This is a genomic window from Serratia sp. CMO1, from assembly GCF_015689115.1.
Lineage (GTDB): Bacteria > Pseudomonadota > Gammaproteobacteria > Enterobacterales > Enterobacteriaceae > Serratia > Serratia marcescens.
The window spans coordinates 1,050,474-1,074,627 of sequence record NZ_CP065032.1 but is presented as its reverse complement, the minus strand read 5'-3'; the positions used below and the strand labels follow the sequence as shown (position 1 = coordinate 1,074,627).

Here is a 24,154-nt window from a genome sequence, read left to right as displayed (position 1 = left end):
CCGCCCAGATGCACATTATCGTCCATAAGATTCGGCTAAAAGACATCGCCCACCGCGCCGCGTTTCGCGACTGGGTGGAGACGACCGATTACCAGGCTTGCCGCCACCTCGATGCGGTACGCGCCTTCGATGTCATCGAAGTCAGCCCTTCGGCGGAGGCGCCGTTTCACTTTATCGAAATCATTCAGCTGAACTCGCTGAAAATGTTCGAGCGCGAGATGCAAACCCCGCTGTTTCAAAGCCTGGTTGAACGCTTTAATCAGTTGGCGGAAGTCGTTGACGAAATCAGCGGAGAACGCATCGCCGATGGTTATCGAGCTTAGCGTGGCGCCGCGTATCGTCATCGCCCTGGGCGGCACCCACCGCTGCGCCGCCGTTCGGGGATTGCGGCATCTGTCGGCGGTGAAAAACCTCGCGCGGGCGCAGGCCGTCGCGCTGCTGAACCGGACATGGTGCCAGGGGCACGCGACCGGCTTTACGCTGCGCCATGAGACGAGTGGACAACCGTTCGGCGAACACCTCCTGCTGGGACGCCGCCACGTTTCCCTCAGCCATTCGCATGCCTGGTACGCCAGCGCCACCGGCGATATCCCGCTCGGCATCGATCTGCAGCATTATCGCCCCTTCTCCGGCGCGGCGCTGCGCTGGGCCTTTAGCGAGGCGGAGCAGCGATTGGGACGCATACAGGCCTGCGCCGTCTGGGCCATTCGCGAAGCATTTTTAAAAAGTCACGGCCGCGGTCTGCCCTACGAATTGCGGACGATCGGCATCGACTGGCGCACCGGGTTGGTCTCAAGCGCCGACGGCAGTTTGGCGAGCAGACGTTTCTGGCTGTGGCGCAGCCTGGACTGGGCATGCGCACTCTGCTTTCCGGCGGAGGAGAGCATGTCGTTCAGAGCGAACGTTACCGTATTTTCCCTGCCCGCCCCTTCCGCTTTCGGAGCCTTATCATGACCCAAGACCTTTTCGCCGCGGCGCTGCAACAGGCCGTGGACATCGCGCGGCAGGCGCCCTCTTCACACAACTGTCAACCCTGGTCTCTCCACTATGACGCCGACGCCCGATGTGGCCGGTTGGCTATCGACCGCCGTCGCGCCTTGCAGAGCCTGCCTTCGCTGGAACGCGAGATGCTGATGAGCTGCGGGATTTTCTTCGAGTACCTCAGCGCGCTGCTCAACTGTGCAGGCTCGCCTCTCGCCTGGCGTTGGGAGAATGGCCCCACGCATTTACTGAGCTTTGCGCCCGCCGCGCCTGCCGCGCCCGATCGCGCCGCCCATCGCCAATTGGCGCAGCTGATCGGCGAGCGGCATACCGCACGGGCGGCCTATCAGCCTACGCCAATCAATGAAGCGCAGCGGATGCAGCTGCAGACCTTGTTCGACGGAACGGCAAGTTCACTCAGTATCGCAGGTGACGAACGCGCTCGCCGTCGGGTCGCGCAGCTCACCGCTCGTCACGCCGCGCTCGATTTCTCGGATCGCCAAGCCTGGCGGGAAACCTATCAATACATCCGCTTCAACGAACGGCAGCCTACCGACGACGGTTTTCACCTGCACCACCTGTTTGGCCCGGTATCCCCAGCATTCAAGCGCTTCTTTCAAGTGGCGTTTCATCCTCGCTTAAGCCGGCTGGCGACCGGGCTGCGCCTGCCGGCTTATATGGCGCAAGGGCTGGCGCAACGCGTCGCGGAAGGCCCGCAATACCTGGCGCTGTGTCTGAACGACGAAAGTGCCGAGCACCTGTTCGCCACCGGCATGCGGCTTGGGCGTCTGTGGCTCACGCTGCAACACTGGGGTTGGGGATTGCATCCGATCAGCGTTCTGGTGCAACACGCCGAGGCACGTCGCGAGCTCGCAGCAACCCTGGCGCTCAGCGCTCCCCCGGTGTTTTTTGCCCGCTTCGGCCACCTGCAACAATGGGGCAGCGCAGCGCCCAGACGCAGTTGGCAAAGCATTTTGACCGCGCCGCCATCCGGCGAATGCGCGCACCCGGGGAACGATTCCCCCTAATCCGCTGAGGAGAACACAATGAATGTATGGATTGCTTTGGCCGTTGTTTTGTTGATCCTTGCCCTGCTGGCGTTTATTACCAGCCGCGGCGCCCAGGACACTCGCCCGATGTTCCTGTGGGGGTTCAACGCCATGGGGCCGGTTACCCTGGTCTATTGCTATTTCGGCGAGGGCGATCTGAGCCACAAAGCCCTGCTCCTTCTCATGGTCGGCCTGTACCTGCTGCGCATGAACATCGTGCTGACACGTTGGTACGGCAACACCGCCGCGGCCAAACTCAAGGACGTGATGCCCACGCAGCAGGTGCCCTGGCTGGCGGTGATGATGGTCATGATCTTCGGCGGCCTGTACTGCCTGCCCTTTTACTGGGCCAGCCAACTGCAGGGGACGTGGGGCGCGCTGCAATGGCTGGCCATTGGGGTCTACCTGATAGGCACGCTGTTCCACTTCGGCAGCGATTATCAAAAACGGCGCTTCAAACAGGATCCGAACAATAAAGGCCGGTTGCTGAACAGTGGCTTTTGGGGATTGGCGCGCCATCCGAATTATTTCGGCGACTTTCTTATTTTCGTCAGCTTCGGGCTGCTTGCCGGCAACCTGCTTGGCCTGATCGCACCGCTGACTAACCTGGTGCAGTATTTCGCCGACGCCATTCCCAAAAGCGAGAAAATGGCCGAGAAGCGCTACGGCGAGGTCTGGCGCAACTATAAACGTCAGGTTAAGTGTTTCATTCCTTTCGTGCTGTAACCCCAACGCGGCAGCGCGGTTCGGGTAAGCCGACCGCGCTGCCGCCGATAAAACGCCTTGTCATACAACACAAAACGACCGTCACGCCCGCGCAAGTAAAAACCGCCTTGACCTTACCCTTGCTGGAAGGTTTAAGCTCCCTTCTTAGTGAAAACAGGTCAGGCGGTCAACCTTTAAACACCGCCTTCTAAGCAAGGAGTCCAATCATGTCACACACCACTATGCTGGCATTGCAGGGGCTGTCCTGCATGAACTGCGCGCAGCGGGTGAAAAAAGCCCTGGAAAGCCGCAGCGATGTCGAACAGGCGGACGTTAACGTGCATTACGCCAAAGTGACCGGCGACGCACCGGACAGCGCGCTGATCGACAGCGTGATCGCCGCCGGTTATCAGGCCGAAGTCGCGCCGCACGCCGATACCGAACTACAGCTGAGCGGCCTGAGCTGCATGCACTGCGTCGGCACCACCCGCAAGGCGCTGGAAGCGGTGCCGGGCGTGTTCGCCGCCGACGTCGCTATCGACAGCGCGAAAGTGTATGGCGATGCCGATCCGCAAACGCTGATCGCCGCGGTGGAAGATGCCGGTTATCACGCCAGCGCAGCGGGCGCCGCCGCCCCAAAAACTGAGCCGTTGGCTGACGCAACACCTTCGTTGCCGGACGTTCAGCCAGCGGCGCAACCTTCCCTTCCGGCAACCGACAGCGCGGACGACAGCGTACAGCTGCTGCTCAGCGGCATGACCTGCGCCAGCTGCGTCAATAAAGTGCAGCAGGCGCTGCAAAGCGTACCCGGCGTAGAACACGCGCGCGTCAACCTGGCGGAACGCAGCGCGCTGGTGACCGGCGCCGCCGATGCGCAAGCGCTGGTGGCGGCGGTGGAAAAAGCCGGCTACGGCGCCGAGATGATTCAGGACGAGACCGAACGCCGCGAGCGCCAGCAGCAGACCGCACGCGCCAACATGAAGCGCTTTAGCTGGCAGGCGGCGCTCGGTCTGGCGTTGGGTATCCCGCTGATGGCCTGGGGGCTGTTCGGCGGCAGCATGACGCTGACGCCGGAAACCCAGCGCCCCTGGCTGCTGGTCGGCGTCATCACCCTGGCGGTGATGGTGTTCGCCGGCGGGCACTTCTACCGCAACGCCTGGCGCGCGCTGATGAACGGCAGCGCCACCATGGACACCCTGGTGGCGCTCGGCACCGGCGCCGCCTGGCTTTACTCGATCGCCGTTAACATTTGGCCCGATTTCTTCCCGATGGCGGCGCGCCACCTCTATTACGAGGCCAGCGCGATGATCATCGGTTTGATCAACCTCGGCCATGCGCTGGAGCAGCGCGCCCGTCAGCGTTCTTCACCGGCGCTGGAGCGGCTGCTGGATCTGACGCCGCCCACCGCGCGCCTGGTGACCGACGACGGCGAGCGCGATATCCCGCTGGCGGAGGTGCAGCTCGGCATGACGCTGCGGCTGACCACCGGCGATCGCGTGCCGGTCGACGGTGAAATCGAGCAGGGCGAAGTCTGGCTCGATGAAGCGATGCTGACCGGCGAAGCGGTGCCGCAGCAGAAAGGCCCCGGCGACACGGTGCATGCCGGGACGGTGGTCGACGACGGCAGCGTGCTGTTCCGCGCCGCCGCCATCGGCAGCCAAACCACGCTGGCGCGCATCATCAAACTGGTGCGTCAGGCGCAGAGCAGCAAACCGGCGATTGGCCAACTGGCTGACCGCGTCTCGGCGGTGTTCGTGCCGGCGGTAGTGGCGATCGCGCTGTTCAGCGCGGCGATATGGTACTTCTTTGGCCCGCAGCCGCAGCTGGTCTATACGCTGGTGATCGCCACCACGGTGCTGATCATCGCCTGCCCGTGCGCATTGGGTCTGGCGACGCCGATGTCGATCATCTCCGGCGTCGGCCGCGCGGCGGAGTTCGGCGTGCTGGTGCGCGACGCCGACGCCCTGCAGCAGGCCAGCCAGCTGGACACCCTGGTATTCGACAAAACCGGCACCCTGACCGAAGGGAAACCGCAGGTGGTGGAGATCCTCACCTTCAATCAGGTCAGCGAACAGCAGGCGATCGGCTGGGCCGCCGCGCTGGAACAAGGCTCCAACCACCCGCTGGCGCGCGCCATCATGGAACGCGCCGCCGGGCAAACGCTGCCGCAGGTAGCGCAGTTCCGCACCCTGCGCGGCGCCGGCGTCAGCGGGGAGATCGACGGCGTGCAGGTGCTGTTGGGCAACGCCGCGCTGCTGGAGCAGCATCAGGTCGCGACCGCCGAACTGGAAGCGCCGATGCGCGCCCAGGCCGAACGCGGCGTGACGCCGGTGCTGCTGGCCGTGGACGGTAAACCGGCCGCGCTGTTCGCCATTCGCGATCCGCTGCGCGAGGACAGCATCGCGGCGCTGCAGCGCCTGCACCAACAGGGGTATCAGTTGGTGATGCTGACCGGCGACAACCCGGTAACCGCCAACGCCATCGCCAAAGAGGCCGGTATCGATCGGGTGATTGCCGGCGTGCTGCCGGACGGCAAAGCGGCGGCGATCAAGCAGCTGCAGGCGCAGGGCCAGCGCGTGGCGATGGTCGGCGACGGCATCAACGACGCCCCGGCGCTGGCGCAGGCCGACGTGGGCATCGCGATGGGCGGCGGCAGCGACATCGCCATCGAGACCGCCGCCATCACCCTGATGCGCCACAGCCTGCACGGCGTGGCGGATGCGGTGGAACTGTCGAAGGCCACGCTGCGCAACATGAAGCAGAACCTGTTCGGCGCCTTTATCTACAATACGCTGGGCATTCCGATCGCCGCCGGCGTGCTCTACCCGCTGACCGGCACGCTGCTCAGCCCGGTGGTGGCGGGCGCGGCGATGGCGCTGTCGTCCATTACCGTGGTCAGCAACGCCAACCGGCTGCTGCGTTTTAAACCCAGGAAGTAAGCTCCGGGGCGCCGTCATGGCGCCCCGCCGTTTTCCGGGCTTTCCTGCGCGGCGGATAGCGTTTAGCATGAATGACGATTTCCCCTCGCCTTTCATGCTGAAACGCGCACCCGTTATTCAGGAGCCACGCCGTATGGGTCAACTGTTACGCCGCCTCGCCGCCTTTCTCGGCCTGATTTCCCCCAAACGTTACGCTTATCCGGCGCTGGACATCACTCTGCCAGGCGATCGTCGGCTGCATCTGGTGGGCAGCATCCATATGGGCACCGTCGATATGTCGCCGTTGCCGCCCCGGCTGGCCGCCCGGTTGCAGCAGGCCGACGCGCTGATCGTCGAAGCCGATATCACCGACTCCGCCTCCCCTTTCGACCACGCCGAACTGCAGCCGGCGCTGGAACAGCGCCTGTCCGCCGAAGATTATCAACGGTTGTTGGCGCTGTGCCATGAGTTAGGCGCCGACCCGCACACCTTCGCCACCCTGCCCGGCTGGCAGGTGGCGCTGATGATGCAGGCGCGCCAGGCTCAGCGTCTGGGGCTGCGCGCGGAATATGGCGTGGACTATCAGCTGCTGCAGGCCGCCCGGGCGCAGGACAAACCGGTGATCGAACTGGAAGGCGCGCAGCAGCAGCTGGCGATGCTGGAACAATTGCCGGAAGGCGGCATCGCGCTGCTGCGCGATACGCTGGAACACTGGCATACCAACGCGCGGCTGCTGCAAACCATGGTGAGCTGGTGGCTGGACGCCAAACCGCGCGGCACGCTGGACACGCTGCCGGCCACCTTCAGCGCCGGGCTGTACGACGTGCTGATGCATCAGCGCAATCGCGACTGGCGGCGTCAGTTGGAGGCGCTGCCGGCCGGTGACTATGTGGTGGCGGTTGGCGCATTGCACCTGTACGGCGAGGATAACCTGCCGGCGATGCTGCAGCCGCAGGGGTAAAAAAGTGGCCAATATCGCTATTGGCCAGTCAAAGAGGAATTTCTTGTATTCTAGTTATACGCATAGCAACCGTGTTAACGGTTACAGTAAACAGGGTAGCAACCCGGTGAATATCTTGGCAACCCGCTTTATGTAACAGCCGCTCAGGTTGCCGGGCAGGTTGGATTTTTGTATTTTTAAGGCTGGTTATCACCCTTTCCCCGCTGGGGACATTTTGGACAACACATCATGACGCCCGCAGTCGTTCTGCTTGAGAAACAAAAGGTCGCCTTCACCCTTCATCCTTATCACCACGACAGTGACGAAACCAACTTCGGTGACGAAGCGGTGAAAAAGCTGGGGCTGGATGCCGATCGGGTTTACAAAACCTTGCTGGTGGCGCTGAACGGCGACGCCAAACACCTGGCGGTGGCGGTCACGCCGGTCGCAACCCAGTTGGATCTGAAAAAGGTCGCCCGCGCCCTCGGCGCCAAAAAGGCCGAGATGGCCGATCCGCAGCTGGCGCAGCGCGTCACCGGGTATCTGGTGGGCGGCATCAGCCCGCTGGGGCAGAAAAAACGGCTGCCGACGGTGATCGACAGCCCGGCGCAAGCGTTCACCACCATCTATGTTTCCGGCGGCAAACGCGGGCTGGACATCGAGTTGGCCGCCGCCGATCTGTGCCGCCTGCTGGCCGGCAGCTTCGCCGACATCGCCAAACGCGACTGACGCCGCGCGCTCAGCGGCACGCCACCGTGGCGTCACAGGCCGCCAGCGTTTCCACCAGGCGGTCCTCCAGCGCCTTCACCTGCGCGCCGGGCACCAAATAGTTATTGCTGATGATGGCGAATGCCAGCGGCCGACCGGTCGCCGAATCGACATAGCCGCTGAGCGACGATACGCCGGTCATGGAACCGCTCTTGGCGTGGGCGCGCCCTGCCGCCGCGCTGTTCACCATGCGGTTACGCAGCGTGCCGCCCACCAGCAATCCCGGCTCGCCCGCAATGGGCAAGGCGTGATACCAGTCGGCGAACCACGGCTGTTTTCTGGCCGCCAGCAGCAGCGTCGTCAGCTGTTGCGGCGTGATCTGGTTCATGCGCGACAGCCCTGAACCGTCCACCTGGCGATAGGCGTCGGCCGCGACGCCCTGACTTTGCACAAATCCGTTTATCGCCTGAAGGCCGGCGGCCCAATCCCCTTTACCCTGCGTCTTACGGCCCATCGCCTTGGTCAATATCTCGCCGTAGCCGTTATTGGAGACTTTCAGGAAGGTGACGACCAGGCGGGAGAGCGGCGGCGAGGTTTTTTCCGCCAGCAGCTGTGCGCCGGCCGGCGTCACGCCCTCGTCAACCTTGCCACGCAGGGTGATGCCGTGCGCGCGCAGGGCATGTTGCAATAAGGCGCCGACGACGAGGGACGGTTGATCGACGGTAATCAATCGCGAGCTGGCCTCCGCCTGCGCGGCGATGGTGCCGCTGACCACGATCCGGTTGCTGCCCGGCCGGCGCTCGTACGTCAGCGCGGTGTCACTGCCGGTGGTGGTGCGGTTGACCAGCGTCACCGCGTCATTGGCGGGATAGAAGCTCGCCCGTCCCGGCGCGCCGGCGCGGGCGCCCGGCCGCACCGCCACCTGCACCACGTTGATATCGCCGCCGGGAGTAAAGGCGTAGTTCAGCGCCGAGATCGGCGCAGCGAAGGCGAAAGGTTCATCGTCCCAGCTCCAACCGGCGCCGAATGGCGTCTGATCGAAGGCGCCGGCATCCAGCAACAACCGCCCCTGTATATGACGGACGCCGCGCTGCGCCAGCGCCGCGGCGAAGGTGTCGAGATCGTCCGGATGCAGCGTCGGATCGCCGCTGCCCTGCAGATAGAGATCCCCTTGCAAGGTGTCGCCGTGCTGTTTACCGGCGGTCAGCAGCCGGGTTTCAAAGCGGTAATCGGCCCCCAGCACGCCGAACGCCGCCAGAGAGGTGAACATCTTCATGTTGGAAGCCGGCGCCAAACGCTGATCCGCGTGCGCCTGATACAGCACCTTGCCGCTGTTGGCGTCGCGCACCATCACGCCGCTCGACGCCCCGGCCAACGCCTTGTCCTGGCCGATGGCCGCCAGCGCCTGGCTGAGGGTTTGTTCGTGACGTGGGCCGGATGACGAACACCCCGCCAGCGCCACGATGGCGGGCAGCAGCCAGCCTGCGGTTTTCAACATGTCATCTTCCTGTTTGCGTTATCAAAACCAAATTGTCGCTCAGGCTATCATTGGAAGGCGGCGGCGGCGACTTTTGCGTGCGTTTGAGGCGGGGTTTTCGGCGGGAAAACAGGCGGCCCGCCCATGGGGGCAGGCCGCGGCGGTGGCGATTAGCGATAAACGATTTCGCCCTTCGGTTCGTAAGCCGCCGCATCCAGCGGCGAGTGTTTCTCGATGTATTGCTTCAGCACCTCGGCGTCGATAAAGCCGGTGTTGACATAGCTCGGCAGCCCGTCCAGCTTCGGATAGCCGTCGCCGCCCAGCGCGTTGAAGTTCAGCGTCGCCATGCGGTAAGTTTTATCCGCCTGCAGCGGCTGGCCATTGATCTTCACCTCGCTGACGCCCTTGCCGTCCGCCACCAGGCTGACGTTGGCGAACTGGGCGTAGGCGCCGGAATCCGGCTTCATGTTGGCCACCACCGCCAGGTACTGCTCAACCTCGCGGCCTTTCATATCGACATGCACCAGGGTGTTGCCGAACGGCTGCACCTTGAGCACATTCTTGTAGGTGATATCGCCGCTTTCAATTGAATCGCGCACCCCGCCGCCGCTCATCACGGCGAAGTCGGCGTCGGCGCGCTCCCTCTGCGCGGCCAGCATCACCCGCGCCAGGTTGGTCTGCACGAAGCGCACCTTGCTGCGGTCGCCTTCAAGCTTGCCGTTGACGCTGCCGATCTTCACTTCCAACTGCGCCTTGCCCTTATCCTGGAATGGCGTCAGCAGCTTCATCATGGTCGGATCTTCCGCAATCTGCTGGGTGTAGTACACCCGCTCGCTGGTGCCGTCCGCTTTCTCCACTTTCTTCTTCAGGTTCACCGGAATCAGCTGATAATGCACCAGCTTCAGCTCGCCGTTGCGGAATTCGAAATCGGCGCGCCCCACGTATTTGCCCCACTCGTGCGCCTGCACGATCCAGGTGCCGTTCTGGCGATCCGGCGAGCACGGCGTGCCCGGCACATAATCCGCCTGCTTGCGGTTGTCGCCGGCCATGCACACCGGATCCTGCGAGTGGCCGCCGACGATCATGTCGAGATATCCGGCCGGCAGGCTGCGCGCCATCTCCACGTCGCCCGGCGCGTTCGAGCCGTGTTCGCCGTTGTCATAGTGCCCCATGTGGGTGGCGGCGATAATCACGTCCGGCTTCTCGTCCTTACGCAGTTGCTCCACCACCTGCTTCGCTTCCTGCGCCGGCACGCGGAATTCCATGTCGGTGAAGTACTCCGGGTTGCCGATCTTGGCGGTGTCGTCGGTCGTCAGGCCGATCACGGCAATCTTGATGCCCTGCTTGTCGAACAAGGCGTAAGGCTTGAACAGGCGCTGGCCGGTGCTTTTCTGATAGATATTGGCGGACAGCAGCGGGAAGGTCGCCCACTTCTCCTGCTGGCGCAGCACGCTCAGCGGGTTGTCGAATTCGTGGTTGCCGATCGCCATCGCGTCGTAACCCACCAGGTTCATGCCGCGGAAGTCCGGCTCGGCGTCCTGCAGATCCGATTCTGGCACGCCGGTGTTGATATCGCCGCCGGACAACAACAGCAAGCTGCCGCCCTGCGCCGCCACTTCCTGACGAATGCCGTCCACCAGCGTTTTCTGCGCGCCCAGGCCATATTCACCGTGATCGTTCTGCCAGAAGTGACCGTGATGATCGTTGGTGTGCAGAATGGTAATGGCGTAGGTCTTATCCTTTTCCCAGGCACTGGCGGCCCCCGACAGCAACGTCAGGGAAACGGCCAACGCGCATGCGGTGGTTTTCAGCGAAAAACGCATGGCGGATCTCCGTGTATTAAATGGCTTTTATGATGAGGCCGAAATTGTAGCGCGAATTAATGACAGCTGATTTCAAATTTTTGCGATGTGAGTCTGATTATTTCAGATATGGTAAAAATTGAACGTCCTGCCTAAGATGTCATCTCTGTGCTCAACAACTTATCAGGCTAATAATAATATGACCGACAGTAGCCAAAGCGCGATGCCGCCCGCCAAGGGCAGTGCGGTGAAGGGAACCGCCTTCTCCATCCTTGGCGCCATCAGCGTGTCTCACCTGCTCAACGATATGATCCAGTCGCTGATCCTGGCGATTTACCCGATCCTGCAAGCCGATTTCCACCTCAGCTTCGTGCAGATCGGCATGATTACCCTGACCTATCAGCTAACGGCCTCGCTGCTGCAACCATTGATCGGGTATTACACCGATAAACACCCGCAGCCTTACTCGCTGCCGATCGGCATGGGCTTTACCCTGTCCGGCCTGCTGCTGCTGTCGGTGGCGAGCACCTTCCCGCTGGTGCTGCTGGCGGCGGCGCTGGTGGGCACCGGCTCATCGGTCTTCCACCCGGAATCCTCGCGCGTGGCGCGCATGGCCTCCGGCGGGCGGCACGGCCTGGCGCAGTCGCTGTTCCAGGTCGGCGGCAACTTCGGCAGCTCGCTCGGCCCGCTGCTGGCGGCGCTGATCATCGCGCCTTACGGCAAGGGCAACGTCGCCTGGTTCTCGCTGGCGGCGCTGCTGGCGATCGTGGTGTTGCTGCAGGTCAGCAAGTGGTATCAACATCAGCATCGGGCAACTAAAGGGCAGCCGAAAAGCCCGTCGCTGCTGAAACCGCTGCCAAAACGTACCGTCGCCTACTCGCTGGGCATCCTGCTGGTGCTGATTTTCTCCAAATACTTCTATCTGGCCAGCATCAGCAGCTATTACACCTTTTATCTGATACATAAGTTCGGCGTTTCGGTGCAGAATGCCCAAATTCACCTGTTCGCTTTCCTGTTCGCGGTAGCGGCTGGCACCATTATCGGCGGGCCTCTTGGCGACAAGATAGGACGTAAATACGTGATTTGGGGCTCTATTCTCGGCGCTGCGCCGTTTACCCTTGTTTTACCCTATGCATCCCTCTATTGGACCGGCATTTTAACGGTGATCATCGGGGTTATTCTCGCCTCGGCGTTCTCCGCCATTCTGGTCTACGCTCAGGAGCTGATCCCCGGTAAAGTGGGCATGGTTTCCGGCTTATTCTTCGGTTTTGCTTTCGGTATGGGCGGGTTAGGTGCGGCAGTTCTTGGTTATGTCGCCGATTTGACCAGTATCGAACTGGTCTACCAAATCTGTGCTTTCCTGCCGCTGATCGGCATTATCACCGCATTACTGCCCAATATGGAGCATAAACCGCAATAACCCCGCGAACCGCCCGGATGAAATTATTTATTCATCCGGGTTATCCTACGGATAAATCAATGTTATTTGGTTTATCTGGCCCAAAACCCCCTCATTGCCGCGCCTTAAGTGAGATCCTCTGTTTTTTTACAGAAAAGGCCAAATTAGCCAAGCAAGCCGCGAACAAATGCAATAAACTAAATGTATCTTTTCGTAACTTTGTTGCGATTCTCCCGTGCCGCGATGCATAGCCAGAAGGAGTATGGATGCATAATTCAACACCGCTCATCACCACCATCGTCGGAGGGTTAGTACTCGCCTTCCTCCTCGGCATGCTGGCGAACCGCCTGCGCATTTCCCCTCTGGTGGGGTATCTGGCCGCAGGGGTGCTCGCCGGCCCGTTCACCCCCGGTTTCGTCGCCGACACCTCACTGGCGCCGGAACTGGCGGAAATCGGCGTTATCCTGTTGATGTTCGGTGTTGGCCTGCACTTCTCTTTGAAAGACCTCCTCGCAGTAAAATCTATCGCCATTCCCGGCGCCGTGGCGCAGATAGCCGTCGCTACCCTGCTCGGCATGGGGCTGTCCAAGCTGCTCGGCTGGGATCTGATCTCCGGTCTGGTGTTCGGCCTCTGCCTCTCCACCGCCAGCACCGTGGTGCTGCTGCGCGCCCTGGAGGAACGGCAACTGATCGACAGCCAGCGCGGGCAAATCGCCATCGGCTGGCTGATCGTCGAAGATTTGGCGATGGTGCTGACGCTGGTATTGCTGCCGGCCTTCGGCAATATGCTGGGCAACGACAACGCCAGCAGCAGCCAGCTGCTGATGGAGCTGGCGCTGACCATCGGTAAAGTCATCGCCTTCATCGCGCTGATGATCGTGGTCGGCCGCCGCCTGGTGCCATGGATCCTGTCGAAAACCGCCAGCACCGGCTCGCGCGAGCTGTTCACCCTGGCGGTATTGGCGCTGGCGCTCGGCATCGCCTACGGCGCGGTGAAGCTGTTCGACGTCTCCTTCGCGCTGGGCGCCTTCTTTGCCGGCATGGTGCTGAACGAGTCCGAACTGAGCCATCGCGCGGCGCACGACACCCTGCCGCTGCGCGATGCGTTCGCGGTGCTGTTCTTCGTCTCGGTCGGCATGCTGTTCGATCCGATGATCGTGATTAACGAACCGCTGGCGGTGCTGGCGACGCTGGCGATCATCGTGTTCGGCAAATCCGCCGCCGCGTTCCTGCTGGTGAAAATGTTCGGTCACTCCAAGCGCACCGCGCTGACCATTTCCGCCAGCCTGGCGCAGATCGGCGAGTTCGCCTTTATTCTGGCGGGCCTCGGCATCGCGCTCGGCATGATGTCGGAGCACGGCCGCAATCTGGTGCTGGCCGGCGCCATCCTGTCCATCATGCTCAACCCGCTGTTGTTCACCCTGCTGGAACGCTATCTGGCCAAAACCGAAACCATCGAAGAGCAAATCCTCGAAGAGGCGGTGGAAGAAGAGAAACAGATCCCGGTGGATATGTGCAATCACGCGCTGGTGGTCGGCTACGGCCGCGTCGGCAGCCTGCTGGGCGGCAAACTGGCCGAGGCGGGCATTCCGCTGGTGGTGATCGAGAATTCCCGCCCGCGGGTGGAAGCGCTGCGCGAACAGGGTATCAAGACGGTGCTGGGCAACGCCGCCAATCCGGAAGTGATGGATCTGGCGCGGCTCGACTGCGCGCGCTGGCTGCTGCTGACCATCCCGAATGGCTACGAGGCCGGCGAGATCGTCGCCTCGGCGCGCGCCAAGCGGCCGAACATCGAGATCATCGCCCGCGCCCACTACGACGATGAGGTGGCCTACATCACCGATCGCGGCGCCAATCAGGTGGTGATGGGCGAACGGGAGATCGCCAACAGCATGCTGAACATCCTGCAGTTGGACACCCTGAGCGAAGAAGAAAAAATGGGCGGCTGCCCGATCTGAAGCGCCGCGCGCGCATATAAAAAGGTCCGGCATTGCCGGACCTTTTCTTTTTCAGCGGGTTAACGCTCCCAATAGGACTCTTCCAGGCTGTCTTCGCGCTCCGGCAGGCCGCGAGTGAGACGCGGCGAATGCTGGTTCAACACCTGGTAGCTGACGCGGTTGGCGTATTTGCACACCTGCGCCAGGGAGGAGTAGGTCAGGTAACTGCGCACGTGCTTGCTCGAGTTCGGCACGTTGTGGCGGTGATAACCGTTGGCGGCGATATCGTGCAGCAACGCCGACAGCGCGCCGTCGCCGGCGCCGTTGGTGTTCATGATCTTCTCCGGCCCGCCCATATACGGCGCGATGTGCGAATAAACGCGCAGCGGATTTTCACAGTGCTCGCGGCGCATGGCGCGGCTGAACTCGTAGCGGTTGAACTCGGCGATATGCCCCGGCAACAGCGGGTGCTGGGTCTGGCGCTTATTGGCTTCTTCGGTGTAGCCCGCCATATACAGGCCATTCGGCCCGGCGGTGCACAGCACCAGATCCACCCACTCCAGCGCCATGTCCGACGCGGTCAGCGGATCGCTCAGCCCGGTCAGCTCCAGCGCTTCGTCTTCGTTCATCGCCAGAATCGTCACATTTTCCTTCAGGAAGTCGCGCCACCACTGCGGGTTGTCGGCGATCACGTACTTGGTGCCCAGCGTCAGCACCACCGGCACATCGTGTTTTTTGGCGTACTCGATCGCCTGCAGGGTCGCGTCCTTTATCGGCTCCCCTTCCTTGCAGCGCACCAGATAAGAGCTCAGCACCAGCGCCGACGCGCCAGCGATCACCTCTTCAGGAATGCTTTCCGGGCGCAGCTGGTTCATCTGGCCAGGGTTGATGGCGAAGGTGCGCTCGCCGCTTTCGCCGATCAGCGTGAAACAGCGGCCGATGGCGCCATCAACACCCTGCAAATAGTTAAGATCGGTGCGGCTGGAGGTATTGCACAGATAACGGTAGGCGTAGCTGCCGATTTTCACGTTGCTGCACATCACGCCGAGCAGTACCGAACGATCGTCCGCCAGCACCGAATAGTTGTGCATGGTATTGCCGATGGTGCCGCCGGCGAACTGATGGGTGACCAGGTTGTTTTCATTCAGTTCCTGATACAGCGCCTCGGCGACGTCGTCTTCGATCACCAGAGAGTGGCCCAGGCTCAGGCCGTAACGCTGGACAAAAGCATCGTCCACTTTTGCCTCGATATCCACCAGCGTCTGGTCGATGCCGACAATATACGAGGTGCTGATTTCACTTTCGGGCTGGGCCTGCTGCAGAAGCGGATCGCGGGCGCTCACCGGAAAATAGTGTTTGGACTTGCGTTTACCAGGAAATTTCATGTGATTGGCGGTGGTGACGGTTTAACAAGCGGAGAATGTTAACACATCCCCGCCCGATCACGATGCACCTAATAGACAGATTATGGATGATTACAGACGTTGCGCCACCAGCTGCTGCATCATGTCGATATGCGCCGGCTCGTCGTTCAACGCAGAGATGTATTCAAACTTCTCGCCGCCCGCCTTGATGAATATCTCGCGGTTCTGCTCTTTGATCTCTTCCAGCGTTTCCAGGCAGTCTGCCGAGAAGCCGGGGCAAATCAGTTGAATGTGCTTCACGCCCTGCGCCGGCAACCCCTTCAGGGTTTCATCGGTGTACGGCGTCAGCCAAGGCTCGCGGCCGAAGCGCGATTGGTACGTCATCATCACTCGCTCCGGCGCCAGCGGCAGCGTGGCGCTCAGCGCACGCAGCGTATCCTCGCAGCGTTGCGGGTAGTCGTCGCCCAGCCGCGCATAGCGCTTGGGGATGCCGTGGAACGACAGCACCAGCCGGTCCGGCTGGCCGTGCTCGGCGAACGAGCGCTCCACGCTTTGTTGCAGCGCGGCGATATAGGCCGGGTGTTCGGCGTAATCGCGAATGAAGGCCACAGAAGGCAAGCGGCGATAACCTTTCAGCACCCGCGCCACGCCATCCCATACCGCCGCGCTGGTGGAACAGGAATATTGCGGATAGAGCGGCAGCACCACCAGGTTGGTCACGCCCTGCGCCAGCAGCTTGTCGATGGCTTCCGCCAGGCTCGGCGAACCGTAGCTCATCCCCAGCTCCACCGGCGTATTCGGCATACGCGCCGCCAGCGCCCGCTGTTGGCGGCGGCTGTACACCAGCAGCGGCGAGCCTTCTTCCATCCACACCGACTGATAGAGTTTCGCCACGCGCGGCGAACGGATCGGCAAGATCGCGCCGTTGAGGATCGGCCACCAGATCAGCGGCGCCGTGTCGACCACGCGATCGTCACTGAGGAATTCCTTCAGATAGCGTTTGACCGCCGACGAGGTCGGCGCATCTGGCGTGCCCAGGTTCACCAGCAATACGCCGTGTTTCTCTTGCTTCATCTCAGTTCCCCTCATTTCCTTTCCGGCCGGCATTCCGTTCTGGGTCGGGATGTCAGCAGCCATTAATGCCGGCTATTGTAACGGAAAAGTCCTGCATCGAAACCGATAACAGCAACAGGCTATGCCTGTGGGCTTCTTCCTTGCGCCAGCTGCCATACCGCCGCCACGTTGCGCGCCGTCACTTGCAGATTGCGATCGGCGTCCGCCAGCGCTTCTTCCAGCGTCACAATGCGATCGAGCACCGAAAACGCCGCATCGATGCCGTGTTGATGCACCACCGAATAATCCGGCGTCAGGCTGCCGGCGATGGCGATCACCGGCACGCCGTAACGCTTGGCCACCCGCGCCACGCCGATCGGCGTTTTGCCGTGAATCGACTGGCTGTCCAGCCGCCCTTCACCGGTGATCACCAGATCGGCATCGCGCACCGCCTCATCCAGGCGCAGGGTTTCAGTGACGATCTCGATGCCCGGCCGCAAGCGCGCGTCGAGCATGCCGAGCAGCGCCGCCCCCATGCCGCCCGCCGCGCCCGCCCCTGGCTGGGCCAGCACGGCGCGGCCGGTTTCCCGTTCCAGCAGTTCGCCATAGTGATGCAGTGCCGCATCGAGCTGCGCCACCATCTCCGGCGTCGCCCCCTTCTGCGGCCCGAATACCGCCGACGCGCCCTTTTCGCCGCACAGCGGGTTATCGACGTCGCAGGCGGCGGTCACGCTCACCCGTTGCCAACGCGCATCCAGTCCGGCGAGATCGAGGTGCGCCAGCTGCGCCAGCGCCGCGCCGCCCACCGGCAGCGGGCGACCATCCTTATCCAGCAATTTAACGCCCAGCGCCTGCATCATCCCGGCGCCGCCGTCGTTGGTGGCGCTGCCGCCGATGCCGAGAATGATCGCCTTCACGCCGCGTTCCAGCGCCGCCAGCATCAGTTCGCCGGTGCCGTAACTGGTGGTGATGCGCGGATCGCGCCGGTTGGGCGGCGCCAAATGCAGTCCGGAGGCGGCGGCCATTTCAATCACCGCGGTTTCGCCGTCGCCCAGCAGACCATAGAATCCCTGTACCGGCTCCCCCAGCGGCCCGGTGACCGTTACCTGGACGATCTCGCCGCCGGTGGCCGCCACCATCGACTCCACCGTGCCTTCGCCGCCGTCCGCCATCGGCAGCTTCACGTAGTGCGCCTGCGGATAAATCTGACGGAATCCCCGTTCGATGGCGTCGGCGACGCCGAGCGCGCTCAGGCTCTCTTTGAAAGAATCCGGAGCAATAACCACTTTTTTCAGCGCTTTCATCACTGTTCCTTATCCCGCCAGGTTAAATACGCCAAACATCAGCGCCGAGATTGCCGCGATGGTGAACCCCACCAACGTTTCATACGGCAGCAGCTTGAGCCGCTCGTGCACCGCCATATTGACGCTGCCGCCGGTGGCGTGGAAGAAACTGCCATGCGGCAGGTGATCCAGCACCGTGGCGCCCGCGTGGATCATCGCCGCGCCGGCCAACCCGCTCACCCCCAGTTCCAGCAGCGTTGAGCTGAACACCCCGGAGGCGACGGCGGTGCCGGCGGTGGTCGAGGCGGTCGCCATCGACATCAGCGCGCCGGACAGCGGCGCCAGCAGCCAGGCCGGCAGCCCGGTGTGCGTTAAGCCGTTAATCAAGACATCCTTCAGCGCCGAATTGGCGATGATGCCCGCCAATGTGCCGGTGCCGAGCAGCATGATAGCCACCGGCGCCATGCGCGACAGGCCGGAAACCATAAACTGATTGCACTGACGAATGCGCCCCATCAGCAGCGCACCCGCCAACCCGCCGACCGGCAGCGCGATCAGCGGATCGACGGCGATCCCGGCGATCGGCCGCAGCGACAACAGCAGGATCGCCACCAGCGGCGCGCTGATCGCCGCAGCAAAACCCGGCCGCGCTCCTTCGGCATGCTGAGTCAGCTCTTCGGCCATCACCCTGCTGCCTTTATCGCTCAGGCGACGCGCCAGCAGATAGGCCACCACCAGGCCGCACAGCCCCGGCACGATACCGGCCATCATCACCGAAGTGAGCGGCACATGGAAGTTGTCCGCCGCCGCAATGGTGTTCGGGTTAGGCGACATCACGTTGCCGGCCTTGCCGCCGCCGATCATCGCCAGCAGGATCGCCGCGCGTGAAATGCCGGCCTTCTGGGCGATCGACAGCGCGATCGGCGCGACGGTGATCACCGCCACATCGATAAACACCCCCACCGCCGTCAGGATAAGTGTAGCCACCGCCAGCGCCAGCAACGCGCGGGTTTCGCCCACCTTGCGCACGATGGTTTCGGCGATGGTGTGCGCCGCGCCGGATTCGATCAGCACCCCGGCCAATACCCCCGCCGCCAAAATGCGCATCACGGCGTTGGTGATGCCCTGCGCCCCGCCGATCATCAGCGTCACGGTCTGCACCAGGTCGGCGCCGCCGCACAGCCCGCCCGCCAGCGCGCCGGCGATCATGCCGTAAGCCGGCGGCACCTTGCGTAGAATCAGGACGATGGCGACGGCTAACGCCACCAGCGCCCCCAGAGTGGATACGGTTGTCATTGTTGTTTTCTCCGTGGTTGATGTGCAGGCCAACATATCGCGCGCGTCCGGCGTTGACCTGAGGGGAAACAACAAAAAAGCGCCGGGGGAACGGCGCGGAATTTGTGGGTTGGCACAACTCAGTCGTGCATCAGCATGCCGATAAACAACCGCAGAGAGTCAGTTAATTGATTGATTTTCATGCCGGTTATCGCTTCAATGCGCTGCAGGCGATAACGCAGGGTATTGACGTGAATATGCAGCTGCGCGGCGGTCTGCGTCTGATCACAATTCTGCGAAAAATAGTGGCGCAGCGTACTGCGCAGCACGCCTTTTTCATCCTGTTCGCCCAGCGTCCGCCAGGGGCGCCCCAGCTCTTGCGCGCGCCAGTCCTCTCCCAGATCGCACAGCAGCGACGGCAACGGATAGTCGTGGTAGAACAGCGTGGCGTGACGCAGTTTCAGGCGCTGCGCCATTGCCTGGGTGGCGCGCGCCGTCAGGCTGGAACGGTAGGCGCTTTGCGGATCGTCATAAAAACCGCCGACGATCAGCCGCACCCGAAAGCGGTGTTTAAGCTGATTTTGCAAACGCTGCGCCTGCTGGCGCTCCAGCTTCAAACTCCATTCGCCCTGAGCCATGCAGGCCGGGCGCAACAGGGTCATTTCATTGAAGCCGGTAATGGCGATCAACGCGTCGCGCTGGGTGGCCTCCAGCTCCGCCAACAGCTCGCGCAACAGGTGCGGCTGCGCCTCTTGCAGCTCGACGATCCACACGATGCGCGTCTGGCGCAGATCCAATCCCAGATACGCCGCCATCGCTTCCAGCGACGCCGTGTTCGGCTGCGGCTGCAACAGCTGGTTCGCCAGCTCTTCCCGGTAGCGCTTTTCCCACTGGTGCTGATCCAGCAGCGCCGCCTGCTCTACCATCATCTCCGCCGCCATCTTGACCAACTCGGCGTAGGCGCGCACCTCGGCCGGTTCGCCGGAAATGCCAATCACCCCCACCCGCTGGTTACGAAAGCTGAACGGCAGGTTGATGCCTGGCCGCACGCCCTTCAGGTGCTCGGCGGTGGCGCGGTCGATTTCCACCACCCGATTCTCCGCCAGCGCCAGCACCGCGCCTTCATGGCGCTGGAACAGGCGCTGCGGGTTGCCGGAGGCGATGATCACGCCGTTGCTGTCCATCACGTTGACGGAATGGCTGATGATGCCCATCGCCCGCTGGACGATCTGGCGCGCGGTGGCTTCCGCCAGAAGATTGGTTTGTCTGAGCATGCCCGGCTCCCTGCTGAGGGTGAAAACGCAGGCTTGTTATACGCCATTTGGCGTGGGCGATTAACGGGCACGGTTGCAACAAGCCGCAGCGATCACAATTTGGCGGCAAAACGGCAAAAAAAACGCCGGGCCACGGGCCCGGCGTCATGCACAATGCGCTTGCGATCAACCGAGGATGGTCGCCAGCTCTGCGCTCACTTCGGCCACCTTGCGGGTGCCGTCGATTTTGCGGTATTGGGTGTTGCCCGCTGCCGCTTCTTTGCTGTAGTAAGAGATCAGCGGCGCGGTCATCTGATGGTATTCCACCAGACGCTTGCGTACGGTCTCTTCCTGATCGTCCTTGCGCGTGGTCAGCTCTTCGCCGGTCACGTCGTCTTTGCCTTCCACCTGCGGCGGATTGAACTTCACGTGGTATACGCGGCCAGACGGCGCGTGCACGCGGCGGCCAACGATGCGGTCAACGATCAGCTCGTCCGGCACGTCGAACTCCAGCACGAAGTCCACGTTGATGCCGGCTTCTTTCATCGCGTCAGCCTGCGGAATGGTGCGTGGGAAACCGTCCAGAAGGAAGCCCTTGCGGCAATCTTCCTGAGCGATGCGCTCTTTGACCAGCGCGATCACCAGTTCATCGGTCACCAGCTTGCCGGCGTCCATGATCTCTTTCGCCTGCTTGCCCAGTTCACTGCCGGCCTTCACGGCTGCGCGCAACATATCACCGGTGGAGATTTGCGGAATGCCGTATTTCTCCATGATGAATTGAGCCTGAGTACCTTTACCAGCGCCCGGAGCGCCCAGCAGAATGATACGCATTGCGTAAATCCCCTTGCTATGTAGTTTTTATAAAATTGCGAAAACGCTCAACGATACCATTTCAGGGGGGGCAGGCTCAAGGCGCGCGAAGGAAATCGATTGCGGAATGTGCAAAAAAACCGACGTACAAAAGGCGAGAAAAGGTGGGGAAAAACCGAAAATGCGCCCCTAACGGTACCGTTAAGGGCGCATATCTTCAACTTTAGGCGGACAGCAACTTATTCATGCGGCGGATGAACAGGTTCGGATCCTCCAATGTGCCGCGTTCAGCCAACAGCGCCTGATCCAATAACAGGTCGATCCATTCGGCAAAATGTTCGTTATCGCCCACGTCGGATGCGCGTTTGACCAGAGCATGTTCCGGATTAAGCTCGAAAATGTACTTCACTTCCGGCGCCTGCTGGCCGGCAGCGGCGAACAGCTTGGCCATCTGGGTGCTCATTTCGTCGGCGTCGGTCACGACGATCGCCGGCGTATCGGTCAGGCGGTGCGTCAGGCGCACATCCTTCACGCGATCGCCCAGCAGGGTTTTCACGCGTTCGATGAATGGTTCCAGTTGCTTCTCGGCGGCCTTCTGCTCTTCGGTTTCATCCGCCAGTTTATCCAGCGCTTCATCCGCCTTGCTGACCGACTGGAACGGCTTGCCGTCGAACTCGGTCAGGTAGCTCATCATCCACTCGTCGATGCGATCGGACAGCAGCAGCACTTCGATGCCTTTCTTGCGGAACAGCTCCAGGTGCGGGCTGCTCTTGGCCGCGGCGTAGCTGTCGGCGGTGATGTAGTAAATCTTCTCCTGGCCTTCCGCCATCCGGCCGACGTACTCTTCCAGCGATACGGTCTGCGCCGAGCTGTCGCCGTGGGTGGTCGCGAAGCGCAGCAGTTTGGCGATCGCTTCCTGGTTGCCGTTGTCTTCCGCCGGGCCCTCTTTCAGCACCAGACCGAACTGCTGCCAGAATTTCTGGTAGCCTTCGGCGTCGTCTTTGGCCAGCTTGTCCAGCATCTGCAGCACACGCTTGGTCAGCGCGCCGCGCAGGTTTTGCGTCACGCGGCTGTCTTGCAGGATCTCGCGCGACACGTTCAGCGGCAGATCGTTGGAATCGATCAGGCCACGCACGAAGCGCAGGTAGTTCGGCATGAACTGCTCGGCGTCGTCCATGATGAACACGCGCTGCACATACAGCTTCAGGCCGTGCTTGTGATCGCGGTTCCACATGTCCCACGGCGCCTGCGCCGGGATGTACAGCAGGCTGGTGTATTCCTGCTTGCCCTCCACCCGGTTGTGGCTCCAGCTCAGCGGATCGGTGAAGTCGTGGGCGATGTGTTTGTAGAACTCTTTGTACTCTTCGTCGGTCACGTCAGCCTTGCTGCGGGTCCACAGGGCCTGCGCCTTGTTGATCTTCTCCCAGGTGACGGTGTCGTCTTCTTCGTTTTTGCTTTCGATCTCCACCGGCAAGGCGATGTGATCGGAATATTTGCCGATCACAGAACGCAGGCGCCAGGCGTCGAGGTACTCATCTTCGCCTTCGCGCAGATGCAGGGTGATTTCGGTGCCGCGGGTCTCTTTGGTGATGTCGGCGATGGTGTAGTCGCCTTCGCCGGCGGACTCCCAGAACACGCCTTCGTCATCGGCGGCGCCGGCGGCGCGGGTGCGCACGGTCACTTTGTCCGCCACGATGAACGCCGAATAGAAACCGACGCCGAACTGACCGATCAGTTGGCTGTCTTTCGCCTGATCGGAACCGATGGACTCCAGGAACGCTTTGGTGCCTGACTTGGCGATGGTGCCGAGGTTTTCAATCACTTCTTCGCGGCGCATGCCGATGCCGTTGTCGGCGATGGTCAGGGTGCGCTGCTCTTTATCGAAGGACAAACGTACGCGCAGTTCGCCGTCGCCGGCGTACAGCTCTGGCGCGGACAGGGCGCGGAAGCGCAGCTTGTCGGCGGCGTCAGAGGCGTTGGAAATCAGCTCGCGCAGGAAAATTTCTTTGTTGGAGTACAGCGAATGGATCATCAAATGAAGCAGCTGTTTTACTTCAGACTGGAACCCGCGGGTTTCTTGACCTTTCATACTCATTGATTACCTCAAAAGACAATGGCTACCAAAATCGAACAATGAGGATCAGATGAGGGTCAGGGTGTTGTTTTTCAAGCGGACAGCGGGAATTTTTTGGCAAAAAACGGTGGGGCCGGGCGGCCCCATCCGGGAAAACATCAGAACTTGATGGCGTGGCGCCCGGCCAGCGAATGCGACAGCGTGGTGCCGTCGACCATCTCCAGCTCGCCGCCCACCGGCACGCCGTGGGCGATGCGGCTGGCGAGCACGCCATACTGGCCGCACATCTCGGCGATGTAGTTGGCGGTCGCTTCCCCTTCCACCGTCGGGTTGGTGGCGAGGATCACTTCGGTGATGCTTTCCTTTTCCAGCCGTTGCTCCAGGCGATCCAGACCGATATCGCCCGGCCCGATGCCGTCCAGCGGCGACAGATGCCCCATCAGCACAAAGTAGCGCCCGGCGAACTGGCCGGTCTGCTCGATGGCGTGGATATCCGCCGGGCTTTCCACCACGCAAATCTGGCCGTTTTGCTGACGGCGCGGATTGGCGCAAATAGTGCAGACGTCCTGTTCGGTGAAGGTGCGGCAGTCGGCGCAGTGGCCGATCTCCGACATCGCGCGCGTCAACGCCTGCGCCAGGCGCATCCCGCCGCTGCGATCGCGCTGCAGCAGCTGAAACGCCATGCGCTGCGCCGATTTCGGGCCGACGCCCGGCAGGCAGCGCAACGCCTCCATCAGGGATTCAAGGAGCGGGCTGGTTTGCATCAGAACGGCATCTTGAAGCCAGGCGGCAACTGCATGCCGCTGGAGACGGAAGCCATTTTCTCTTTCTGAGTCTCTTCGATGCGGCGCGCGGCGTCGTTAAACGCAGCGGCGATCAGATCTTCCAGCATCTCTTTGTCGTCTTCCATCAGGCTAGGATCGATCTCCACGCGGCGGCAGTTGTGCGCGCCGTTGATGGTGACTTTCACCAGGCCCGCGCCGGATTCGCCGGTCACTTCCAATTTGGCGACTTCTTCCTGCATCTGCTGCATTTTCTCTTGCATTTGCTGGGCTTGCTTCATCAGGTTGCCCAGACCGCCTTTACCAAACATAGTCGTCTCTCGTCGCTAGGGCCGCGCACCTCG

At 62.1% G+C, this 24,154-nt stretch carries 20 protein-coding genes; 9 read left to right on the top strand and 11 right to left on the bottom strand.

Annotated elements, in window-relative coordinates:
- Positions 1-8: 8 nt before the first annotated feature.
- The 7 genes from IT763_RS05000 (at position 9) to ybaK (ending at position 7,322) form a co-directional block, all read left to right on the top strand.
- Positions 9-323, top strand: a complete 315-nt coding sequence (locus tag IT763_RS05000; protein ID WP_004940233.1) for a RedY-like protein — start codon at positions 9-11, stop codon at positions 321-323.
- The gene (locus tag IT763_RS04995) at positions 307-954 is read left to right on the top strand and encodes a 4'-phosphopantetheinyl transferase superfamily protein (protein ID WP_164052916.1); all 648 of its coding nucleotides are present in this window, start codon (positions 307-309) and stop codon (positions 952-954) included. Before IT763_RS05000 ends, IT763_RS04995 begins: the two co-directional genes overlap by 17 nt.
- A complete protein-coding gene (locus IT763_RS04990) occupies positions 951-2,009 on the top strand; it encodes a hypothetical protein (RefSeq protein ID WP_016928821.1) in 1,059 nt (352 codons plus the stop codon). The genes IT763_RS04995 and IT763_RS04990 overlap by 4 nt, the downstream gene beginning before the upstream one ends.
- Positions 2,010-2,027: 18 nt before the next feature.
- Complete coding sequence (locus IT763_RS04985; RefSeq protein ID WP_206195222.1) at positions 2,028-2,756, top strand: DUF1295 domain-containing protein; 729 nt, start codon at positions 2,028-2,030, stop codon at positions 2,754-2,756.
- Between the two features lie 206 nt (positions 2,757-2,962).
- Positions 2,963-5,674 (top strand): copper-exporting P-type ATPase CopA, encoded by a 2,712-nt coding sequence (copA, locus tag IT763_RS04980; protein WP_206195221.1) that lies wholly within the window; start codon positions 2,963-2,965, stop codon positions 5,672-5,674.
- 133 nt (positions 5,675-5,807) lie between these two features.
- Complete coding sequence (locus IT763_RS04975) at positions 5,808-6,614, top strand: TraB/GumN family protein (protein ID WP_016928824.1); 807 nt, start codon at positions 5,808-5,810, stop codon at positions 6,612-6,614.
- Between the two features lie 228 nt (positions 6,615-6,842).
- Positions 6,843-7,322: a Cys-tRNA(Pro)/Cys-tRNA(Cys) deacylase YbaK gene (gene ybaK / locus IT763_RS04970; RefSeq protein ID WP_016928825.1), complete on the top strand. Its 480-nt coding sequence runs from the start codon at positions 6,843-6,845 to the stop codon at positions 7,320-7,322.
- 10 nt (positions 7,323-7,332) lie between these two features.
- Here ybaK and dacB read toward each other — a convergent pair whose 3' ends face one another.
- On the bottom strand, positions 7,333-8,799 hold the full coding sequence (gene dacB / locus IT763_RS04965) for a D-alanyl-D-alanine carboxypeptidase/D-alanyl-D-alanine-endopeptidase (protein ID WP_049299667.1): 1,467 nt from the start codon (positions 8,797-8,799) through the stop codon (positions 7,333-7,335).
- A gap of 149 nt (positions 8,800-8,948) precedes the next feature.
- Positions 8,949-10,601, bottom strand: a complete 1,653-nt coding sequence (ushA, locus tag IT763_RS04960) for a bifunctional UDP-sugar hydrolase/5'-nucleotidase UshA (RefSeq protein ID WP_033641128.1) — start codon at positions 10,599-10,601, stop codon at positions 8,949-8,951.
- Between the two features lie 178 nt (positions 10,602-10,779).
- On the opposite strand from ushA, the gene IT763_RS04955 reads away from it, so the two are divergent.
- The gene (locus IT763_RS04955; protein WP_048795904.1) at positions 10,780-12,000 is read left to right on the top strand and encodes an MFS transporter; all 1,221 of its coding nucleotides are present in this window, start codon (positions 10,780-10,782) and stop codon (positions 11,998-12,000) included.
- Positions 12,001-12,245: 245 nt separating this feature from the next.
- On the top strand, positions 12,246-13,937 hold the full coding sequence (ybaL, locus tag IT763_RS04950; RefSeq protein WP_004940247.1) for a YbaL family putative K(+) efflux transporter: 1,692 nt from the start codon (positions 12,246-12,248) through the stop codon (positions 13,935-13,937).
- 59 nt (positions 13,938-13,996) lie between these two features.
- On the opposite strand, the gene IT763_RS04945 is transcribed toward ybaL, so the two are convergent.
- From IT763_RS04945 to IT763_RS04905, 9 genes are all read right to left on the bottom strand, one after another.
- Positions 13,997-15,301, bottom strand: a complete 1,305-nt coding sequence (locus IT763_RS04945; protein ID WP_004940249.1) for an inosine/guanosine kinase — start codon at positions 15,299-15,301, stop codon at positions 13,997-13,999.
- Between the two features lie 90 nt (positions 15,302-15,391).
- A complete protein-coding gene (hemH, locus tag IT763_RS04940; protein WP_049299668.1) occupies positions 15,392-16,354 on the bottom strand; it encodes a ferrochelatase in 963 nt (320 codons plus the stop codon).
- Between the two features lie 119 nt (positions 16,355-16,473).
- Entirely contained in the window at positions 16,474-17,637 is a 1,164-nt protein-coding gene (locus tag IT763_RS04935) for a glycerate kinase (RefSeq protein ID WP_049299669.1), read from the bottom strand.
- 9 nt (positions 17,638-17,646) lie between these two features.
- Positions 17,647-18,912, bottom strand: a complete 1,266-nt coding sequence (locus IT763_RS04930) for a GntP family permease (protein WP_033641131.1) — start codon at positions 18,910-18,912, stop codon at positions 17,647-17,649.
- Between the two features lie 119 nt (positions 18,913-19,031).
- The gene (locus IT763_RS04925) at positions 19,032-20,165 is read right to left on the bottom strand and encodes a sugar diacid recognition domain-containing protein (RefSeq protein ID WP_016928832.1); all 1,134 of its coding nucleotides are present in this window, start codon (positions 20,163-20,165) and stop codon (positions 19,032-19,034) included.
- Positions 20,166-20,330: 165 nt separating this feature from the next.
- The gene (gene adk / locus IT763_RS04920) at positions 20,331-20,975 is read right to left on the bottom strand and encodes an adenylate kinase (RefSeq protein WP_004940261.1); all 645 of its coding nucleotides are present in this window, start codon (positions 20,973-20,975) and stop codon (positions 20,331-20,333) included.
- Between the two features lie 202 nt (positions 20,976-21,177).
- A complete protein-coding gene (gene htpG, locus IT763_RS04915; protein ID WP_016928833.1) occupies positions 21,178-23,043 on the bottom strand; it encodes a molecular chaperone HtpG in 1,866 nt (621 codons plus the stop codon).
- A gap of 143 nt (positions 23,044-23,186) precedes the next feature.
- On the bottom strand, positions 23,187-23,792 hold the full coding sequence (gene recR / locus IT763_RS04910) for a recombination mediator RecR (protein ID WP_004940263.1): 606 nt from the start codon (positions 23,790-23,792) through the stop codon (positions 23,187-23,189).
- Positions 23,792-24,121 (bottom strand): YbaB/EbfC family nucleoid-associated protein, encoded by a 330-nt coding sequence (locus IT763_RS04905; protein ID WP_004940264.1) that lies wholly within the window; start codon positions 24,119-24,121, stop codon positions 23,792-23,794. Before IT763_RS04905 ends, recR begins: the two co-directional genes overlap by 1 nt.
- Positions 24,122-24,154 lie beyond the last annotated feature (33 nt).

Coding starts and splice junctions, on each gene's coding strand:
- IT763_RS05000 (WP_004940233.1), top strand. CDS start 9: ATGCACATTATCGTCCATAAGATTCGGCTAAAAGACATCGCCCACCGC.
- IT763_RS04995 (WP_164052916.1), top strand. CDS start 307: ATGGTTATCGAGCTTAGCGTGGCGCCGCGTATCGTCATCGCCCTGGGC.
- IT763_RS04990 (WP_016928821.1), top strand. CDS start 951: ATGACCCAAGACCTTTTCGCCGCGGCGCTGCAACAGGCCGTGGACATC.
- IT763_RS04985 (WP_206195222.1), top strand. CDS start 2,028: ATGAATGTATGGATTGCTTTGGCCGTTGTTTTGTTGATCCTTGCCCTG.
- copA (WP_206195221.1), top strand. CDS start 2,963: ATGTCACACACCACTATGCTGGCATTGCAGGGGCTGTCCTGCATGAAC.
- IT763_RS04975 (WP_016928824.1), top strand. CDS start 5,808: ATGGGTCAACTGTTACGCCGCCTCGCCGCCTTTCTCGGCCTGATTTCC.
- ybaK (WP_016928825.1), top strand. CDS start 6,843: ATGACGCCCGCAGTCGTTCTGCTTGAGAAACAAAAGGTCGCCTTCACC.
- dacB (WP_049299667.1), bottom strand. CDS start 8,799: ATGTTGAAAACCGCAGGCTGGCTGCTGCCCGCCATCGTGGCGCTGGCG.
- ushA (WP_033641128.1), bottom strand. CDS start 10,601: ATGCGTTTTTCGCTGAAAACCACCGCATGCGCGTTGGCCGTTTCCCTG.
- IT763_RS04955 (WP_048795904.1), top strand. CDS start 10,780: ATGACCGACAGTAGCCAAAGCGCGATGCCGCCCGCCAAGGGCAGTGCG.
- ybaL (WP_004940247.1), top strand. CDS start 12,246: ATGCATAATTCAACACCGCTCATCACCACCATCGTCGGAGGGTTAGTA.
- IT763_RS04945 (WP_004940249.1), bottom strand. CDS start 15,301: ATGAAATTTCCTGGTAAACGCAAGTCCAAACACTATTTTCCGGTGAGC.
- hemH (WP_049299668.1), bottom strand. CDS start 16,354: ATGAAGCAAGAGAAACACGGCGTATTGCTGGTGAACCTGGGCACGCCA.
- IT763_RS04935 (WP_049299669.1), bottom strand. CDS start 17,637: ATGAAAGCGCTGAAAAAAGTGGTTATTGCTCCGGATTCTTTCAAAGAG.
- IT763_RS04930 (WP_033641131.1), bottom strand. CDS start 18,912: ATGACAACCGTATCCACTCTGGGGGCGCTGGTGGCGTTAGCCGTCGCC.
- IT763_RS04925 (WP_016928832.1), bottom strand. CDS start 20,165: ATGCTCAGACAAACCAATCTTCTGGCGGAAGCCACCGCGCGCCAGATC.
- adk (WP_004940261.1), bottom strand. CDS start 20,975: ATGCGTATCATTCTGCTGGGCGCTCCGGGCGCTGGTAAAGGTACTCAG.
- htpG (WP_016928833.1), bottom strand. CDS start 23,043: ATGAAAGGTCAAGAAACCCGCGGGTTCCAGTCTGAAGTAAAACAGCTG.
- recR (WP_004940263.1), bottom strand. CDS start 23,792: ATGCAAACCAGCCCGCTCCTTGAATCCCTGATGGAGGCGTTGCGCTGC.
- IT763_RS04905 (WP_004940264.1), bottom strand. CDS start 24,121: ATGTTTGGTAAAGGCGGTCTGGGCAACCTGATGAAGCAAGCCCAGCAA.